The sequence below is a fragment of the Clostridioides sp. LIBA-6622 genome (genome assembly GCF_056716095.1).
The window spans coordinates 1,128,906-1,148,354 of the sequence record NZ_CP196998.1 but is presented as its reverse complement, the minus strand read 5'-3'; the positions used below and the strand labels follow the sequence as shown (position 1 = coordinate 1,148,354).

The 19,449-nt window shown below is 27.5% G+C and carries 17 protein-coding genes; all 17 read right to left on the bottom strand.

Features of this window, described 5'->3' with window-relative positions:
- Positions 1-485 precede the first annotated feature (485 nt).
- A complete protein-coding gene (locus ACTG47_RS05505) occupies positions 486-1,466 on the bottom strand; it encodes an SPASM domain-containing protein (protein WP_479926410.1) in 981 nt (326 codons plus the stop codon).
- Positions 1,467-1,623: 157 nt separating this feature from the next.
- Positions 1,624-2,499 carry a metallophosphoesterase gene (locus ACTG47_RS05500; protein ID WP_479926409.1) on the bottom strand — a complete coding sequence of 292 codons (876 nt, stop codon included), beginning with the start codon at positions 2,497-2,499 and terminating at the stop codon, positions 1,624-1,626.
- Between the two features lie 160 nt (positions 2,500-2,659).
- Positions 2,660-3,211: a helix-turn-helix domain-containing protein gene (locus ACTG47_RS05495; RefSeq protein ID WP_054269641.1), complete on the bottom strand. Its 552-nt coding sequence runs from the start codon at positions 3,209-3,211 to the stop codon at positions 2,660-2,662.
- 20 nt (positions 3,212-3,231) lie between these two features.
- On the bottom strand, positions 3,232-4,134 hold the full coding sequence (locus ACTG47_RS05490) for a glycyl-radical enzyme activating protein (RefSeq protein ID WP_479926408.1): 903 nt from the start codon (positions 4,132-4,134) through the stop codon (positions 3,232-3,234).
- A gap of 14 nt (positions 4,135-4,148) precedes the next feature.
- Positions 4,149-6,521, bottom strand: a complete 2,373-nt coding sequence (locus tag ACTG47_RS05485; protein ID WP_479926407.1) for a glycyl radical protein — start codon at positions 6,519-6,521, stop codon at positions 4,149-4,151.
- Between the two features lie 155 nt (positions 6,522-6,676).
- Entirely contained in the window at positions 6,677-7,360 is a 684-nt protein-coding gene (locus tag ACTG47_RS05480; RefSeq protein WP_479926406.1) for a hypothetical protein, read from the bottom strand.
- A gap of 243 nt (positions 7,361-7,603) precedes the next feature.
- A complete protein-coding gene (locus tag ACTG47_RS05475) occupies positions 7,604-8,923 on the bottom strand; it encodes a GHKL domain-containing protein (protein ID WP_479926405.1) in 1,320 nt (439 codons plus the stop codon).
- Between the two features lie 53 nt (positions 8,924-8,976).
- Complete coding sequence (locus ACTG47_RS05470; protein ID WP_479926404.1) at positions 8,977-9,690, bottom strand: LytR/AlgR family response regulator transcription factor; 714 nt, start codon at positions 9,688-9,690, stop codon at positions 8,977-8,979.
- A 253-nt stretch (positions 9,691-9,943) separates the two neighbouring features.
- Positions 9,944-10,495, bottom strand: coding sequence for a DUF2812 domain-containing protein (locus ACTG47_RS05465; RefSeq protein ID WP_479926403.1), 552 nt, complete (start codon positions 10,493-10,495; stop codon positions 9,944-9,946).
- 104 nt (positions 10,496-10,599) lie between these two features.
- Complete coding sequence (gene zupT, locus ACTG47_RS05460) at positions 10,600-11,403, bottom strand: zinc transporter ZupT (RefSeq protein WP_169466291.1); 804 nt, start codon at positions 11,401-11,403, stop codon at positions 10,600-10,602.
- Between the two features lie 151 nt (positions 11,404-11,554).
- Positions 11,555-12,718, bottom strand: a complete 1,164-nt coding sequence (locus tag ACTG47_RS05455) for a M20 family metallopeptidase (protein WP_479926402.1) — start codon at positions 12,716-12,718, stop codon at positions 11,555-11,557.
- Positions 12,719-12,779: 61 nt separating this feature from the next.
- Positions 12,780-13,967, bottom strand: coding sequence for a hypothetical protein (locus ACTG47_RS05450; protein WP_169466295.1), 1,188 nt, complete (start codon positions 13,965-13,967; stop codon positions 12,780-12,782).
- Between the two features lie 361 nt (positions 13,968-14,328).
- Positions 14,329-16,029: an ABC transporter ATP-binding protein gene (locus tag ACTG47_RS05445; RefSeq protein WP_169466297.1), complete on the bottom strand. Its 1,701-nt coding sequence runs from the start codon at positions 16,027-16,029 to the stop codon at positions 14,329-14,331.
- Positions 16,030-16,269: 240 nt separating this feature from the next.
- A complete protein-coding gene (locus tag ACTG47_RS05440) occupies positions 16,270-16,545 on the bottom strand; it encodes a PTS sugar transporter subunit IIB (protein ID WP_169466299.1) in 276 nt (91 codons plus the stop codon).
- Positions 16,546-16,662: 117 nt separating this feature from the next.
- The gene (gene mobB / locus ACTG47_RS05435) at positions 16,663-17,196 is read right to left on the bottom strand and encodes a molybdopterin-guanine dinucleotide biosynthesis protein B (RefSeq protein ID WP_479926401.1); all 534 of its coding nucleotides are present in this window, start codon (positions 17,194-17,196) and stop codon (positions 16,663-16,665) included.
- Between the two features lie 23 nt (positions 17,197-17,219).
- Positions 17,220-18,401 carry a molybdopterin molybdotransferase MoeA gene (locus tag ACTG47_RS05430; protein ID WP_479926400.1) on the bottom strand — a complete coding sequence of 394 codons (1,182 nt, stop codon included), beginning with the start codon at positions 18,399-18,401 and terminating at the stop codon, positions 17,220-17,222.
- 254 nt (positions 18,402-18,655) lie between these two features.
- Positions 18,656-19,390, bottom strand: a complete 735-nt coding sequence (locus ACTG47_RS05425; protein WP_479926399.1) for a hypothetical protein — start codon at positions 19,388-19,390, stop codon at positions 18,656-18,658.
- Positions 19,391-19,449 lie beyond the last annotated feature (59 nt).

Below are 19,449 nucleotides of genomic sequence, written 5' to 3'. Positions count from 1 at the left end.
TATAGTTAAAAACATGTCAAAAATTTAATTACTGCATTCTATATTACTTAGTATATATTCTATAATAAATCATATTCTAATATAATAAAACAAATTAAATAAAAAAAAACCATAAATTTTAAATTTATGGATTAATTCTTGTAATGATAACTCTATTTGAGGATGTGAGGGAGGGTTATCATTACAATAGGGTATTATATTATGGTTTTTAAGCTAGTCTTTCTATACTCTATATAATACATATGCTATATGAATTTTATATGATTTTTACATAAATATTTTATGAAATTTAAATTTTTTAGTCATTTTAAAATTTGTAAAAAGTTCTCTAAAAATCCATAACATCATAAACATCCAGCATTTAAGTAAAAAATCATAAAAAAATTTGTCCAATAATTTTAACAAGTTAAATCACCTCATTATAATTATTGACACAAAATTAAATAAACAGTCTATAAAGCTCTTATAAAATATAATTTTTATACTTATTGATACACAATCTCTAATTTATCAATCTTATCTTGCATCTCTAAGAAAATCTCTTCAACAGAATTGTTAAATATATTGCCTAAATAGATTCTTTTATCTTTTTGAAGTGAATAAGATTTTACACTACCATCAGAAGAAATGTACAAATGACTCCATTCTGCACCATATTTTGAAAATCTTTCTTTTGTATCTTTAAATCTCATATCTTCTATTTTTATTGCTTTTTCCCTATCCTCTCTTACTACTGTATGCCCTCTTTTTATCAAACTAGTTATTTTTATATCTTCTTTTAATTTAACATGTGCATTATCATTTTTTGAATATACTTTCCATATTACTTTATGACGATAATTATCTAATTCTTTTATCAAGCTTCTATCAATAGTAAAACTCTCCTTAGTTACCACTATCAAATCAAAATGGACTAGCATATATTGAAATATTTCTCTCATATTTTTATTTTTTAAAATATCTTCGCCAATAACTTCTATGAATCTACAACCCTTTTCATACATACACTTTAACAAACTTATGATTTCAGAAAGATATTTACTTGTACTATTGTCACCATCTATCTCTATCGTAAAATATAGAGGAGTAAGATATACTTTATTTCCTGTTATCTCAAAAACACTTGATAGTGGTTGTACTTCATCTTCAAAAGTTAAATATACATTCTCATAAAACCTAAAAAATTCTACAATATTTTCTTTCATATTAAGTATATTCCTATATCTGTTGGATAATATATTTATTACATCTTCAGTAGTGTTTTTCCCATCACACTCTGCCAATACAACAATTTGATTCCAAGTTAAACTATCCACATTTCCTATACTTTTTTCATATCCATTTGCTTCATCATAAATTGGACCAATTATAAGATTCTCTTTTGGCCACATATGAACCCTAGTTCCATCTTTTAGTTTTGGATATTTATTTCTTACAGATTCATAAAATCTACTTATATCACCCATGATTCTTCTAATCCCCCCCATATTTTAAATATTCTATGCTAAAAATAGCACTTTATTTTTATTAATTCAACACTTATTCAAAATTGGTCATCATACATGTTTAACTGGATTTAACATCAACTTTATTTATATGTTATTGATGCCTATATACAAATTCTTATTCATTAGACTTCAATGTAATTTTGACTATTTCTGGTTTACAATTAAGTCTAATTAGAACTTTTGAACCTCCCAAGCCTTTATTTAAAATCATAGTACTATTATCTTTTTCATATTTACCCCAGTCATACTTAGGAAAAAATTCTCTATTTGGAGATAATACACCTCCAATAAAAGGTATCCTTATTATTCCACCATGAACATGTCCAGCTAAAATTAAATCTGCTCCCCATTTTGCATATTTTTCAAAGAAAAATGGTGTATGAGCTAAAAGTATATTATACTCATTTTCATTTATCTTACCTAAATTATCCTCTATAAAATTGTCACTTAATTCTAACTTTTTATTATTGCCAAAAAAATATGGATAGCACTCTAATGGTATAATTAAACCATATAAATTAAGATGACTATCTCCTCTATCGATTCTTACAGACTCATTTTCCATGTTTATTATTTTTTTTGAATATAACTTTTTAAAATAGTCTTTATATAAATGCTTGTACTTTTTTATCAAAGATTTTTGTTCATGATTTCCAATTATATGATATACTTCATATTTTTCTACTAGATTGTCTATTAAATCTAGTGCAACTTGAAAATTTTTATTTTCTCCATCAACTAAATCTCCTGTTATAAATACAGCATCTGGATTTAAGGAATCAATTTTATCTATCAATACCTTATTATTTTTTTTATCAAACACCTTATTATGTAAATCACTTACTTGAACTATTTTAAAATCATCAAACTCTTTTGGAATTTTTTCATTAAAAATAGTATATTCTGTCGTTTCTATATGCTGAGTTTCATATTTATACAGAATATACAATACCACTAATACTAATACTGTCAATAAAACCTTTATAATCATATTATCTTCCTCTTTATTCTATTTTGTTAATATTATTATAATGCTTTTATGTTTTTTTTTAAACAGTAACATTAATACATATATATTTTTTCCAATATTATAAAAACAAGTCATCCTTTTCTAAAATTATAATTTATTTTAGAAAAGGATAACTATAAAATTATCGATAAACTTCTATATTATGAAATATAGTTTTTCCTTTATTTAAATTTTTATATATATGTTCTAATGTTCCATCAAATCTAATAGAATGTCCAGACTCCAAAATATAAGTTTTTCCATCAACATTAAGGTCAAGCTTACCTTCTATTACAAGTACATACTCTTCTAAAACATGACTGTGTGTAGATGAAACATGAGTACAATTCTCTTCAAGTTCAATTATGAAAAGTTCAAACCTCCTTTGAGGACTGAAAGGATATATTGGATATAATTTCATATTTCCTTTCTGTTCAATAATAGGTTCCACCTCTTCTTTTTTTATAACTTCATAAGTATTTGTGTTTTCACTTAATAGTGTTGTAAAATTTATTTTAAATCCAGATGAAATTTTCCATAAGGTAGATACTGTTGGACTAGACTCGCCTCTCTCAATCTGACCAAGCATTGCTTTACTAACTCCTGTCATCTTTGAAGCTTTATCCAAACTTATGCCCATTTCTTGTCTTAATAACCTTAAATTTTCTCCCACATTAGGAAATTTATTATCCATGTTAAAATCCTCCTGATAGTCTATTTATATTCTATGATTTTTACTCCTGTAAGTTCTACTATCTCTTTTAATTTTAACATATGATTATTACAAATTTCATCAAATTCATATATATAATCCTCAAGCCCTAATGCCTTATATTTATCAATTCCAAATTTATGATATGGAAGTAACTCCATCTTTCCACCTGGAACATTTTGTTTTACAAATAAGGCAGTATTTCTTATATTTTCTTCACTATCATTAACTCCATAAATAATTGGTACTCTTATGACCATAGATTTATTCAACTTTGAAAGCTTACATATATTCTCTAATATAATTTTATTACTTACTCCTGTATACTCCTTGTGAACATTATCATCCATTGATTTTATATCTACAAAAATATGGTCTATTTTCTCAAATACATCATTCACTTTATTCCAATCAAAGTATCCACAAGTTTCAATTGCTATATTTATACCTTTATTATAAAATACATTCACTAATTCTCTTAAAAAATCAATTTGAAGTGTTGGCTCCCCTCCAGAAAAAGTAACCCCTCCGTTAGACTCAAAGAAAAATATAAAATCTTTTTCAACTTCCTTTATAATTTCTTCAACTGTCATTTCTTCAGTCATTATACAGATGGCATCTTTAAGGCATACCTTGATACATTCTCCACATAAATCACACTTATTATTTATTTGTGCTCTATCAAATAGCGAACTTATATTTTGAGGACAAACATCTATACACCTATTACAAGATAAACATTTATCTTTCATAACACCTAACTTGACTATATTACTCCAAGAGTCTGGATTAGAACACCACTTACATTTTAATTTGCATCCTTCTAAAAATATAGTAGTTCTTATTCCATCCCCATCATTTACTGAAAAATGTTGCACTTTTACAACTCTGCCTTTTTTACTCATAATCTACCTCATAATTAAAAGTTACTATGTGAATTTCTAGCTATTATCGCATCTTGCATTTCTCTTGATAAATTAACAAATTGAGTACTATATCCAGCAACTCTCACTAGTAAATCTTTATATTCCTCTGGATTTTCTTGAGCCTTTAATAAAATATCATTTGATATTGTATTAAATTGTACATGGAATCCTCCTAGAGCAAAATATGATTTGACCATAGATGATAAATTTCTAAGTCCTCTTTCTGTTTCCACCAAATCTTGATTTAGTCTTAGGTTTAATAGTGTTCCACCTGTATGAACATCATGATTTATTTTTGATGCAGATTTCATAGCTGCTAGTGGGCTTGTTGTGTCAGTTCCAACAAATGGAGAAACACCTTCTGTCAAAGGTTTTGTTGCTTTTCTTCCACATGGAGTTGCACCTACAATTTTTCCAGTTGGCACATAATTTGATATTCCCATAAATGCACTATTAAATTTTGAACCAAATATATCTTTATATTTTCTAGTCTCAGTATAATAAAAATCAGACACTTCAATTGCTAATGAATCTACATAATCATTATCATTTCCATACTTAGGAACATCAAGTGCAAGTTTTCTTAAATCTTCATAGCCTTCCCAATCATTGTTTAGTGCTTTTGTTAACTCTTCTAGTGTAGTAACTTTATCTTCAAATACTAATTTTTTTATAGCTGCTAGTGAGTTTGAAACTACTCCTAGCCCTATACCAGTTAATACAGGTCCTATATTATATTTTGCTCCACCCTTACTTAAATCAATACCTTTATCTAAACAGCCATCCACACAAGTAGATAAAAATGGTCTTGGTACCATTTCTTTATGAATTTGTTGGGCAACAGTAGTTCCTATAACAGAATTTTTAATAAGGTATGCTAATTGCTTTAAAAACTCATCTTTAACTTCTTCAAAAGAAGCAAATTCTGTAATATTCTTCACACCTAACCCCATTGTTTCTCCAGTTAATCTGCTTTTCCCCTCATTCATGGCATATTCTAAAGCTGCTGCAAAATTTATATTTACTGCTGAAGTCCATTGCCCTGTTTTTCTGAAATGAGGAACTACACAACCACAATTACTCCAGTCTCTTGCATCTTCTGCATCATATCCATCTTGTAATAACATTTGTGCTCCTGCGCTATCACTGTGTATAGCAGGGAAACCAGTACCTTGTTTTACTAGTTTTGCAACTGCCATAACAAAATCATCTGGTGCTCCTTGGCTTACTCTGACACTCAAACCTGGCTGATGAGTTTTTACACTTTCTGTAGCCTTTAAACACATATATGAAATATCATTTGTTCCATCAGTACCATTTCTCTTTTTACCACCAACAGTAAGATTTTGGAATTGATTGTATCCTGCAAAGTAATTTGCTGTATTTGCTGATATAGTCCATACCCATTCTGACAACTTAATCCAAAGAGCTTCTATCAATTCTTGAGCTTCTGATTCAGTTATCTTACCTTCTTTAACATCATTTTCATAATATGGGTACATATATTGGTCAAATCTACCTAAATTTAATGCTAGAGGATTTTCTGATAAAACACCACCTAGTTGTACAAACCATACAAATTGAATTGCTTCATAAAAACTAGTTGGAGGATTTGCTGGTACATTCATACATATTTCTGCTATTTTTAGAAGCTCTGCTTTTCTTTTTTCATCTGTTTCAGACTCACTCATTTCTTTTGCGAGCTTTGAATATCTGTTTGCCAATGACATGATAGCTTCTGCCACTATGGAAACAGATTTGTAGAAATCTATTTTTTCAATATTTTCTGAAATTGATATATCTAATTCTGCTATTTTTTTGTCTGCATCTTCTTTAATTCCTTTGTATCCTTTTACAAATAGTATATCTTGATAATCTGGAGTTACTTCACCAACTGCTTGTCTCCACTTAGAATCATTGTCTATTATTCCTGTATCTACCAATATCTTAGCTGTATCTTCTGGAATTCTTGCTAAAAAAACTTCTTCCAAAGATTTGCCCTTCCAATATGGAAATATCTCTTTTCTTATAAATTCTATTTGCTCTTTTGATATTACATATGGGTCTTGAGTTCTTTCATCAAAAGTATCCATCTCTTTATCTACCCATTGCCAAGAAAATTCTGGTGTCAATATACCTGTTCTTCTAAACTTACCTGCTGTCCCTACAATTAATTCATTTTCAAATATTTTTATAGGAAGTCCTTTACATGTCTCTAAAAAAGCTTTAGCTCTTCTTATACATATAGCTTCTCCCTCAGTTTTTTTATGTGATTCTGTAAAAATTCTAGCTCTTTCACAACATATCATAGGCTTAGAATTAATATATTCTTGTCTAAATGCTTCTATTCTATTAGTTTGACTCATTTAAAATCCCCCTTAGATAAATATCTATTAGCTTTTTGTATGTTATAACATACTTTAATTATATTATACTGTCCTTTTACATAAAATGGAAGCATAAATAATTTATATATAATCTATTTCTATTTTGTTATAAGCTTTTATATTACACTAACATGCTAATGATTTGAAATATCAAATTTGTATAATAGGCTAAGTTTTAAGACTTTAGTAGACTTTTTAACTTTGTTAACTTCAATATGTATATCATTCATATAAGGAAGCTCTATAGTACCTACTCCCTCATTAAAATTTTTTTCTACAATAGAAAAAAATTCGTTCTCTGTTAATTCTGTATTAGTCAATGACTTAAATAGATTGTATATGAATTTAATATATTTATCACTTTTAGACAACTTATCTTCTTCTGGATATTCTTTAGCACAGAGAATATCAATTATTACCTTTCCTTCTTTGTCGTCTTCAGACATAGAATAGAATAAACTTCGAATATTTTTTTCAGGTACTTTCTCAGCTCCATTTATAGATACCACAAAACTACCATCTGTTTTTGAATCAGTAACACTATAGCCACTATCTGTTATAGTTTTAGAAAACCTTTGAGATAAATCTTTTTTTACTTCTTCTCTTCCATTTATATCATTTATCTTTTTTGAGTAATCATTAAACAATTCAATCGATTCTTCTTTTTTATCTTCAACTTGTTTTTTTAATGAATCCTCACTGATTTGCTTTGAACTATTTAAATTATTATCAAATTTAGGAGACATACATCCTACCATCAATCCCAAACTGACATTTAAAGCTACTACTACAGTCACTCTATATATTTTTATATTCATATATACTTCCCTCCATTGTATTTACATCTCTAAGGCATTACCTATTACACTGCAATAATTTTTTATATTATCTTCACTTTCAAGGTTCATTGTTCAGTACATACCACCTTTCTATACGGTACTTATAGCTTATACTAGTAAAACTATAAGTACCTTAATACACAAATAAGGATGTTATCTTTTATTATTAAAAAGATAACATCCTTATTTTTTTGTATCAATATAGATGCTCTAACTAGTAACTTAATCAACCCAACTGTCAGTATCTTGATTTAGTGGTATGTATATATTTAACATAAATTTATCCTTATTATTTTCAAATAATAGTTCTCCATCATAGTTTTGCAAAGAGGATTTAATACTCTGCATTCCTATTCCATGCACAAATTTATCCATTTTGTCTGTCAATAATATACTTTTATTGGAAGTAATAGAATTTACCTTACTGTTTTCACATTTAAGTACAAAAAATGACTTCGTTATAGTTCCTTTAATTCTAATATATTTATTACTCTTTTCATCTAATATTTTATCACATGCTTCTATAGCATTATCTAAAATATTAGAAAAAATGCTCGAGACATCTATAGGCTTCATAAAATTTATTTTTGAAAAATTTATGCAACAGTTAAATTTAATTCCCTTTTTTGCACATATTTCACTCTTTTCATTGATTATAATATCCAATATCATATTTCCTGTATTATAAATATCTTTAAATGATTTAATCTCATCTTTTAAATTCCTCACATATTCATCTATTTCTTTACTATTATTTTTGAGATTATCTATACAATAAATATGATTATTTATATCATGGTAAAGCTTCTTAACTTTCATATGAGATTCTTGAATGGCTAAATAATGTGCATATTGCATCTCTAACTTATTTTTTATTAATTCATTTTGGGATTTTAATTTATTTTCTTTTATTATTTCTTTAAATACTAATATAAGAAGTATGCTACTAGCTCCTACTAACTTCGGATTCACAAAATTGTCAAAATAGTATCCTTCTGAATGTAATGACCCAAAACGTTCTAATTTCTTCAATATATAATTTGTGAATACATTAGTTGTATTAACTAATAAAGCAAATAATAAATATACATAATTTCTCTTATCCTGACTAATTGATTTTATATACTTCCTAAAAAAATAAAATATCATGTATATGAGAATAAGTATTAAATTACTATATATATGAATTTTTATATAATCTAGATGAGATAGCAATAAGTATTCTTTAGATGATATAACATTACCTGTAATCACAAAAAATAGTATCCTATCTACAACATCGTTTAAACATTCATAATATACTCTAAATAAATAAAAGAAAACAGCATACTTAATATAACTTATATTATAAAAATAATTATAATATCCTCCCCAAACAATAAATGTAACAATAGGAAATAGATAACTTATATTATTGTAATACTTTCCTTCATTTAATAATCTAGTTAATTCAACCATAAAATAAATCAAAAACAACAAAATATAAAATATGATTTTTTCATTTTTTTTATTATCGTCTTTGTAAGTTAATACATCTTTCATTATAATAAATCTTGTAAATATAGATAAAATTAATAATAGCTCAATCATAAAATTTAGCATATTGTATCACCAAGAAATTTCAAGAACTTCTCTTTGACCTCTTTATACCTGTATCTGCTAATTGGTACTTCTTCCCCACTTTCCAGTATTGCAATATTATATTTTATATTTTCAACATAATTTAAATTGACTATAAAACTTTTATGACATCTTACAAACCTAGACAGATTTAGTTCTTTTTCTATTTTACTTAGACTGTACTTTATATCAAAGTTTTTATTTATAGTGTGTATTATCATATCTTTTTTTTGAACTTCTATATATTTAATTTGATTTAAATAAATCTTGTATGTGTTGGACTTATTTTTTATTGCGATATAACTATCCCTGTTTATTTCTATATCCTTGATACAAGTCAGAACATGTTTTTTTAATTCTTCAAATTCTATTGGCTTTAATAAATATCTATAAGCTCTCACCTCATATCCCTCTTGTATATAGTCTATCAAAGAGGTTATAAATATTATTTCCATTTCATTACCTACTTCTCTAATCTTTCTTGCAGTATCCATTCCATTTAGTTTTTCCATCTTTATATCAAGAAATAATATATCTATGTCTTTTAAGTTGCTTTCAAGTAACTCTTCTCCAGATAAATATTTTTGTATTTCATATTCTATACTTATATTTTTTAATATATTCGCAAGATAATCTACTATTAAAAGTTGTGTTTCTTTTTCATCTTCACAAACTGCTATATTAATCATAAAGTTCCTCCTTACACCATTTTTAATTAATACGGTTAAAATATTTGAATTAATTTATTCAAACTCAATTTTATACATCTGATACTTTAGAATAACATTTTTAAATTATTTCTATCAATATTCAATTTTATATAGCTGTTGTTTTGATATATCAATTTAACAATAAAAATTAAAAGTATTAAAAACAATATTTACGAATAGAAAATAGTACCCTAAAATATTTTAAAAGTCATTTCAAGATACTCTATTATATTTATTTAAATTTTTTAAGTCTTAAATAATACATTAGTCTCTTATATAACTGTACTGTATATAAAACTAATAACATAATCTGTAGTACAATAGCAGTTATAGATACTCCATAACCACTAGATAGATTACTTATTTCAACACATAATAAATATATAAATATTATTACTAATAAAAAGAATATAAATATGTTCATAAACAAAATTGATTTTACTTTATTTTGTTTATCAGAATCACTATATAATTTAGGAGGTACATCTTCATACTCTTTAGACCATACATACCATGAAGATGTCCCCATAAAGCTACCAATACTCCTAAACACAAGATTCCAATCTTTTGATTTATGTTCATTGAAATAATTATTTCCTGCATCATAGTAGTAATCAACAGCGTATTTTATTTTTCTTGGATTTCCTTTATGAAAATAAAATATTCCACCAAGTTTATTTATCTTATATAAATTATATCCCTTCAGTTCCATTTCTTCTAGCCATTTTTCTATCTTATCAGGTGAGCTATACCAGTCAAATTTGAACCTTATTTTCTTTTTCATAATACTCACTCTCCAAAATGATATTTTCAAATATCTAAAAAATCTATTTAAATAATTATATCATTTTGATATTAATTTTAGGTTACAATCAGATATCTAAAAGCTTATTTAAATAACAGTAAGCTAATAGCCATAACACCCATTCCTGCAATCAAACCATAAATAGATAAATGATGCTCACCATACTCTCTAGCTGATGGCAACAGTTCATCAAGTGATATAAACACCATGATTCCTCCTACAATTGCAAATACAATTCCAAGAGTTATATCATTTAAGAAATTTCTAAGAAGCGCATACCCAATAATTGCTCCTAATGGCTCAGACATACCAGATAAAAAAGAATAATAAAAAGCTTTCTTCTTATCTCCTGTAGCATAATACACTGGTACAGATACAGATATACCTTCTGGTATATTGTGTATAGCTATTGCAATAGCTATTGGTATAGCTATCGTAACATCGTCAAGAGCTGATATAAATGTAGCTAAACCTTCTGGAAAATTATGAATTGCTATAGCCATTGCTGTAAATATGCCTGTTCTCAAAAGAGATTTATTTCTTTTGATATTTTGTTCTTCTATATTTTCCATTTTCTTTATCTCATGTGGATTTTCTTCTTGAGGGATTAACTTGTCAATAATTGCAATGATAGCCATCCCTGCAAAAAAAGCTATTACAGTTGCCCAACTTCCCATTTTCTCTCCCATAGACTTTGTTAAAGCGTCTTGTGCTTTAGGAAAAATTTCTATCATAGACACATAAATCATAACACCAGCAGAAAATCCTAAGCTTATAGAAAGAAACTTCGTATTAGTTTTTTTAGCAAAAAATGCTATACAACTTCCTATACCTGTAGACAACCCTGCCAATAGTGTTATCAAAAATGCAAACACTACATTATTCAAATAAATCACCTTCTTTTTAATTGATATTGATTATCATTTTCTTTTATCCTATCATATATATTTTATATAGTCAATCCTTATAAAAATTATAGACAATAAAAAAGCAGAGATATAAACTTAGTCTCTACTTTTTCATTATAGTATATTAAACTTATTTATTTAAGAAATCCACTGCATATTGAACATATAAAGCAGTTCCAATTTCTAATGCATCCTCATCTATATTAAAACATCCATGATGATGAGGGTAACAAGCTCCTTTTGACTCATTTCTAGCTCCGACAAATGCTAGTGCACCAGGTGCAATATTCATAAATTCAGCCAAATCTTCTGCTCCAGTTACTTTTTCAAACATTGTTATACATTCTTCTCCAAATAGCTTAATTGCTGCATCTGTTGCTATCTTTGAGCATTCTTTGTTATTTATAACTGCTGGTGTTAGATATCCATATTCTAATTCAGCATCTGCCCTATATGCTCCTGCTGTAGATTTTGCTATACGCTCTAGAATTGAAGGAATTTGTTTTCTAAGTTCTGGATTAAATAGTCTTATTGTACCTTCTAAGGTAGCTTCACTTGCTATTACATTAAATCTAGTTCCAGAATTTAAAATTCCAACACTTACAACTAATGGCTCTAAAGGACTTACTTCTCTACTAACCATAGATTGTAAATTCATAACTATAGCTGAACTTGCAAGTACTGCATCTACCCCTTGATGAGGAAGAGAACCATGACCGCCCTTACCTTTTACAGTGATTTTAAAGAAATCTGCAGAAGCCATTCTCGGTCCTTCTTCTACTGATATAGTTCCAGATTCCACATCAGTCCAAAGATGTATTCCAAATACACTATCTACACCTTCCATGGCGCCATCTTTAATCATAGCTCTTGCACCTTTACCAACTTCTTCTCCTGGTTGAAAAAATAATTTTACAGTTCCATTAATACTATCTTTAATATCATTTAGTACTTTTGCTGCTCCTAAAAGCATTGATGTATGACCATCATGACCACAAGCATGCATAAGTCCTTCATTTTTTGATTTATATTCTACATCAGTGCATTCAACAACTTGTAGTGCATCCATGTCGCCTCTAAGTGCTACAGTTTTTCCTGAGTTAGCTCCTTTTATAGTTGCGATTACACCTGTACCTCCAGCTGATACATATGGTACTCCAATTTTATCAAGTTCTTCTTTGACTCTCTTTGATGTTCTAATTTCTTCCATACTCTTCTCAGGATTTTCATGAAATTCCCTTCTAAGTCTAATTACATAGTCTTTATAACTTTTTGTTATTTCTTTAATATCCATTCCAGACCTCCAAGTAGTACATATTCTTATTATTTAAAATATTTCTTATAATTATTAAATGCTATATTAGATTTACAAATATACCTGCTATTACTACAGAAGCTATTGTAACTGTAGTGAACCCTCCAACAAGCATCTTTGGAAGCATCTTATCCATTAAGAATTCTTTTTCTTCTGGTGTTTCAGCTAGAGCCTTTACTGCTTCTTCGGTTAATATATAGTTTGGTGGGAAACCGTAAAGTGCTGTAAGAGAAACTGAAAAAGCCATTTCCTTACTTTCACCTAAAAGTTTACCTACTATAATAGAGAATATCCCCATTCCTATTACACCAAATATTATGATTCCTACAAGAGGAACTGCCATTTCAGCAAGCATTGCTGGTGTAGCTTTTGCTAAACCTGCAAATATAAAAGCCATTAATGATGTCATTAACCATCCAAATGAACCAGATTTGTTAAGAGGTTTTCTATCAACTATTCCAAGTTCTGACGCTATTACACCAAATATTAAACATATAACATATCTAGATACAACTTCATGTGTAAGATTTGTAAATTGTACTGCTAACCATGCTACCAATCCTAATCTAAGTATTATCATATATGTTGTATCATACTTTTCAGGTAAATCTGGAATTATCTTAAATCTACTTTTTTGTTCAGGTACATTCTCAGTTTTTTCTTCAACTTTACTTGTTGTTACTTTTCCACTTCTAAAATCTGATAAAAGTCTTTTTCCTTCTTTTTTAAGCATTAGTGCTGTAATAGGATAGCCTGCAAATCCTTGTGCAACATACATTAAAATTGCAAGTACTGCCAAACTTGCAAGACCTTTTGCTGTAGCAGCATCTGCCATCATTATAGATGCAACTAGTCCTCCAGTAAGAGGAGGTGTAGCTATTACCGCTGTATCCCATCCAAATACTACTGTACCTAATGCTAAAGCCCCTACACATATTCCTACTATTCCTGCTAAAGCTATTACGATTGTTTTCCATTGACCTGCTAATTCCTTAATACTCATCATAGTTCCCATATGTGTTATTAATAAAAGCATTCCCAATTGGGCTAATGGTGTTCCTAAAGCAGCTAAGTCTACTATATTTTCTGGGAAAAAAGTCCAAAATCCTACTATAAATATAATTGCTGATACAAAAACTGATGGAACAAAAGCTTTAGTTTTTGCTGAAACTACATCTCCTATCGTCAATGATACTAAAACCAGACAAAAAGCTGTTATTGCCTCCATACAAAATCCCCCCTCATAATAAATATATTTGTATACAATGTATGTATAGTTATCCATTATTTTACTACTTTTGAAAAACATTTCAAGTCAAAATGCGATTTTTTTCATAAAATTCTATAAATTCTATAAATTAAAGTTAGCTTTCTAAATTATTCTTTTCAGAAAAACGTTATCCTAATTATTGGCTATTTATCACTATTCTTATAAATCGAATTAATTGTAATTTGCAAAAAATAAAACATAGAATACATTTTTTCATAAAACCGCTCATTAATATAAAATGAATTTGATTTATGAATCTTAATATATTCTATGTTTATAAATTTGGTGTATATGTTAGTTATTGTATAAAATTTATACACTAGTTATTGTGTAATCTACTATATACTCCATTTTTATTTACTAACTCCTCATGAGTACCTCTTTCTTCAATTCCTTTATCTGTCAATACTATGATTTCATCAGCATTTTTTATAGTAGTTAATCTATGTGCAACAACTAAATTTGTTCTATCTTTGCTTAATTCTTCTAAAGACTCTTGAATTTCTCTTTCTGTTACATTGTCTAAAGCAGATGTGGCCTCATCCAATATTATTATTGGAGGATTCTTTAAAAAGATTCTTGAGATTGATATTCTTTGTTTTTGTCCACCTGATAATTTTACTCCTCTTTCACCTATATAAGTATCATATCCATCTGGTAGAGTCTTCACAAAATCATGTATTCTCGCCTTTTTAGCTGCTTCTATCATCTCTTCATCTGTAGCATTAGGGTTTCCACAAAGAATATTATCTCTTATAGTTCCTGTAAATAAAAATACATCTTGTTGAACTATTCCTATATTTTTTCTCAATGATTTTAAACTTACATCTTTTATACTCTTTCCATCAATTTTTATATCACCCTCATCAAATTCATAAAATCTTGGTAATAGATTACATAATGTAGTCTTTCCTCCTCCAGAAGGTCCAACCAATGCTATCGTCTTACCAGCTTTTATGGATAAACTCAAATTATTTAACACTTGAGTCTTATCTTCATAAGTAAAAGATATGTTTTCTATCTCAATATTACCTTTTACATTTTCAAGCTCAACAGGATTTTTAACTTCCTTTTGATGGTCTTGCTCCATTATTTCTATAAATCTTTTAAACCCTGTCATACCATTTTGATATTGCTCTGTAAAGTTTATCAATTTTTTCATAGGTTGTATAAACATTTTTACATATAATATATATGCAGCAAAATCACCCAGCGTAATTTTTCCAAGATAAGTAAAGTAACCTCCAGCGATGACAACTACCCACTCTAAAATATCCATGTATAAGTTCATACCAGAGTAGTATTCTGCCATTACTTTATAAGAATCTTGTCTTGCTCTTCTAAATAACTTATTACTTCTTACAAACTTATTTAATTCTTCTTTTTCAGTACAAAAAGACTTAGTTACTTTCATACCTGCTATACTGTTTTCTAAGGTAGCGTTCACATCACCTATAGTGACCCTACTCTTCATAAAAGCAACATTCATTTTATCTTTTTTAGTTATTGCAAACCAAATTATAAATGGTAATATAGCAAATATTATGAGAGTAAGAGGAATATTTATATCTATAAGTATAAAGAATGAACCCACTAACATTACTATAGAAATGAATAAATCCTCGGGTCCATGATGTGCAAGTTCTGTTATATCCATTAGGTCATTTACTATTCTAGACATAGTTACCCCAGATTTGTTATTATCAAAATACGTATTTGGAAGCCTCTGTAAATGTGTAAATACTTCATTTCTCATATCAGCTTGCATATCTACACCTATAACATGCCCCCAATACTGCATAAAATAGTTAAGTCCTGCTTTTGCTATGAATATAAGTATAAGTGCTACTGCAAAAACTACTAACATTCTTAAATTTTTATTTGGAACAATATCATCCATTATATTTCTAGTTATCATAGGATAAACTAAATCACATAAGGAAAATAAAAAAGCTGCTATAAGGTCTAGTGTAAAAATTTTCTTATACGGCTTATAATATTTTATAAATTGTTTTATCATAAGTATTAAATCCCTCCTTCATTGATACTTCTAAAAAATACCCATAAAATAGTATAACATAACAACAATTTTAAATCTTTTATAAACTTACAACATAAATCAATATTTTTCATAAAATTGAATATTTATGTTATTAACTATTCCTTTAAAACAATATAAAAGAGCTATATCTCTATAAATAAATTCTTACAAAGATACAACTCTATATTTAATACTAAATATTTTTTTACAAATACAAAACTATTTCAGTTCGTCTAATATTTTCTTATCTAAAGCAGCTGTATTTATACCTGTTATGTATGCTGTTGCTTTTATAGCAGGTATATTGTAAGTTGTTGGTAATATAGTAGTAGATACTATTAAATCAGCACCCTCTTGTTTTGTTGCACATTCAGCAATTTTACATTGTATAACTTCTGCTTGTATGTTATTTTCTTTAATTAATCTTTCTACTCTATCACAAACTACTGTTGATGTTGCAATTCCTGCCCCACATGCTACTAATATTTTTTTCATATTTTTCCTCCTACAATTTCTTTGATATTTTATAATTCAAAATACGATTGATAAATTTCTCATATCTTTATTTATATAAATAATTATACCATTTTATATCAAAAGAGTATCTTAAAATTATTCTTTTAATATGTTTTTTATTTCAATATCATTTATACTTAAAATATCATTTTTTATACAATACTCTATATAATTTGATATATTTTTATAGTCAATTAAATTAAATTGTTTAATATTTAAATCATATTCTATATCACTAACAATTCCTATCAAATCAGACTTATTTGATAAAACATCCTCATATTTATTCTTTCTAGTTATCTCCAATCTTTTAAACCTATAATTTTTATATCCTTCTATAATAATTAAATCCACATCTCTATACAACTGAATCATTTCGTATAATGGATTCTTATCTTTTAGTTCTTCAATATATGCAACTCGTTTATCTGATATTATACATACCTTTTTCGCACCAGATTTTCTATGTTTGTAAGTATCTTTACCTTCTTCATCCATATCAAAGTCATGACATGTATGCTTAATTACTCCAACATTATATCCTTTTTTATTTAATTCTTTTATTATACCTTTAATTAATGTAGTTTTTCCTACCCCAGAATAGGATACAACTGACAATATATTATACATAAAATTTACTTCCTCTCATAAAACTATCTAATAACAACATCTACTAACTGATTTTCTTTTATTGTTTCGTCCTTTTTTATTTTTATCATACAATTACTTCTCAATGTCGCTGACAGTCTAGCTTTAGCCTCTTTCTTATCATTTAATTTTACATATAATTTACCTTCACTTGTATATAATTTTCCACTTACAAATCTATCCTTATTTGAAAGTTTATTAAATTCGCCCTTAAATATAGCTTTTATATAATGTTCTCTTTTCTTATATGTCAAATACTCAATCACAGGAACCACCACATTATCAAATACCACAATTGCTGCATGCGGATTTCCAGAAAGCCCAAATAGCAGTTTTTCTCCTAATGTAGCTACATAACAAGCTCCTCCAGGTTTAATGTTTATTTTCCAAAATAACTCTTTTGCACCTATTTTTTTAAATACATCTGGAATTAAATCCTTATCTCCAACAGACACACCACCTGTTGTAATTAAAAAATCTACCCTTTCCAACATGTTCTTTACTATTTTTTCTAACTCTAACATATCATCAGAACAATTACATATTGTATCTGCCTCTATGCCAAGTTTTAGAAGTTTTGAATACAATGTATATCTATTACTATCGTATATCTTACCATCTTCTAAACTCTCATTTATATCTTGTAATTCTGTTCCTGTATTCAAAATTCCAACTTTTAAATCATCGTACACATCTACTGTAGATATTCCAAGACTTGCTAGTACTCCTAATCCATCATACCCTATATCCTGATTTTTATTAATAATCAATTGCCCCTTTTTTATATCCTCACCCTTAAATATATAATTATCATATTCCTTCAACTTCACATTTAAAGTTATCACATCATCTACAACAGTTACATCTTCTTTTTTTACTACACAGTTTGCGCCCCTTGGTATTTTACCACCAGTCATTATCTTCACTGCTTCATTTTTATTTAATACACTGTCAAATATTTCTCCCGCATATAAAGTCCCTATAACCTTTAAGTTTCTATTTTCAGAATTTGCATTATATGCATAACCATCGTATGGCGACCTATCAAATGGAGGACTATCAATTTTTGAATATATATCTTCTGCAACTATTTTATTTACTGCATTCATAAGATTTACTCTCTTCACCCTACTTATTGGTACAACATTCTCTTCAATAATTTTTATGGCATCTGCTAATTCTATCATTTTAAATACTCCCCAATATATTTTTTATTTAAAACATTTCAATGTAGTATGTTATAGATTGAAAAATTTAGAAATAACTTTATCTTATATTTAATTATAACTAATTGTTATCTATAAGTGCAGTTCAAATTTAATAAAGTTTATAAAATTATTTATAACTAATATGTACTAAATTTTATAAATCTTATAAAAAAACTGTTTCCAGCTAGAAATTTACTTCTATCTTGAAACAGTCTTGTATGCCTTAAAATCCATTATTCTACTAAAGCTCCTTTTATTATTTTTACAATTTTATCACTTTCAATAGTTTTTATAGATTTTATTTTATTATCTGCGATACTTATTGTAAGCTCTTCTTTTTTTAATAACTTATTATCTTCTTTTAATCTATAACTTTTAACTACTTTGCTACCTTCATGATTATATGCTGTTAATTCATAATTTGCATCTCCAACAATTTCATTTATCCTAGACTCATCAGCTCCAATATACTCTCCTAAGTCAATCTTTCTAAAATTTTCTAGTGATACAGCCGATTTTTCATGGTCGCTTTTTTCAATCATAATACTAGCATTAGCATCAATATCTATAGTGCTTTGTGATGAAAATGAGTTTGTTTCAACATTAACAACTTTATTTTTATTAATATCAATGTATAAAGCACTTCCATCTAGTTCATTATTTCCAGTATACTTGGGATAAACTAATGTCATATAACTTGATGTATTTATATCTTGCATTGTATTTGATTCCTTTAAATCTTTAGGTTTTATATAGTAAATTGTGTTATAAGGTATTCCCATGTTTCTTATAACAAACTTATAATCTTTACTCATGATTTCATTAACATCATTTTGAACTTTTGTCATCGTTTTTTGTTGTGTTGCTTTATTTGCTACTTGATTTTTCTCTTTAGTGGTTTCTTTATGACATCCAACAAGTACAATACCTAAAATAGTTACACAAACTAATGACTTTTTTAACTTCATAAATCAATCCTCCTTTCTCAAATTATATAATATTTATCTATATCTCAATGTACGATTAT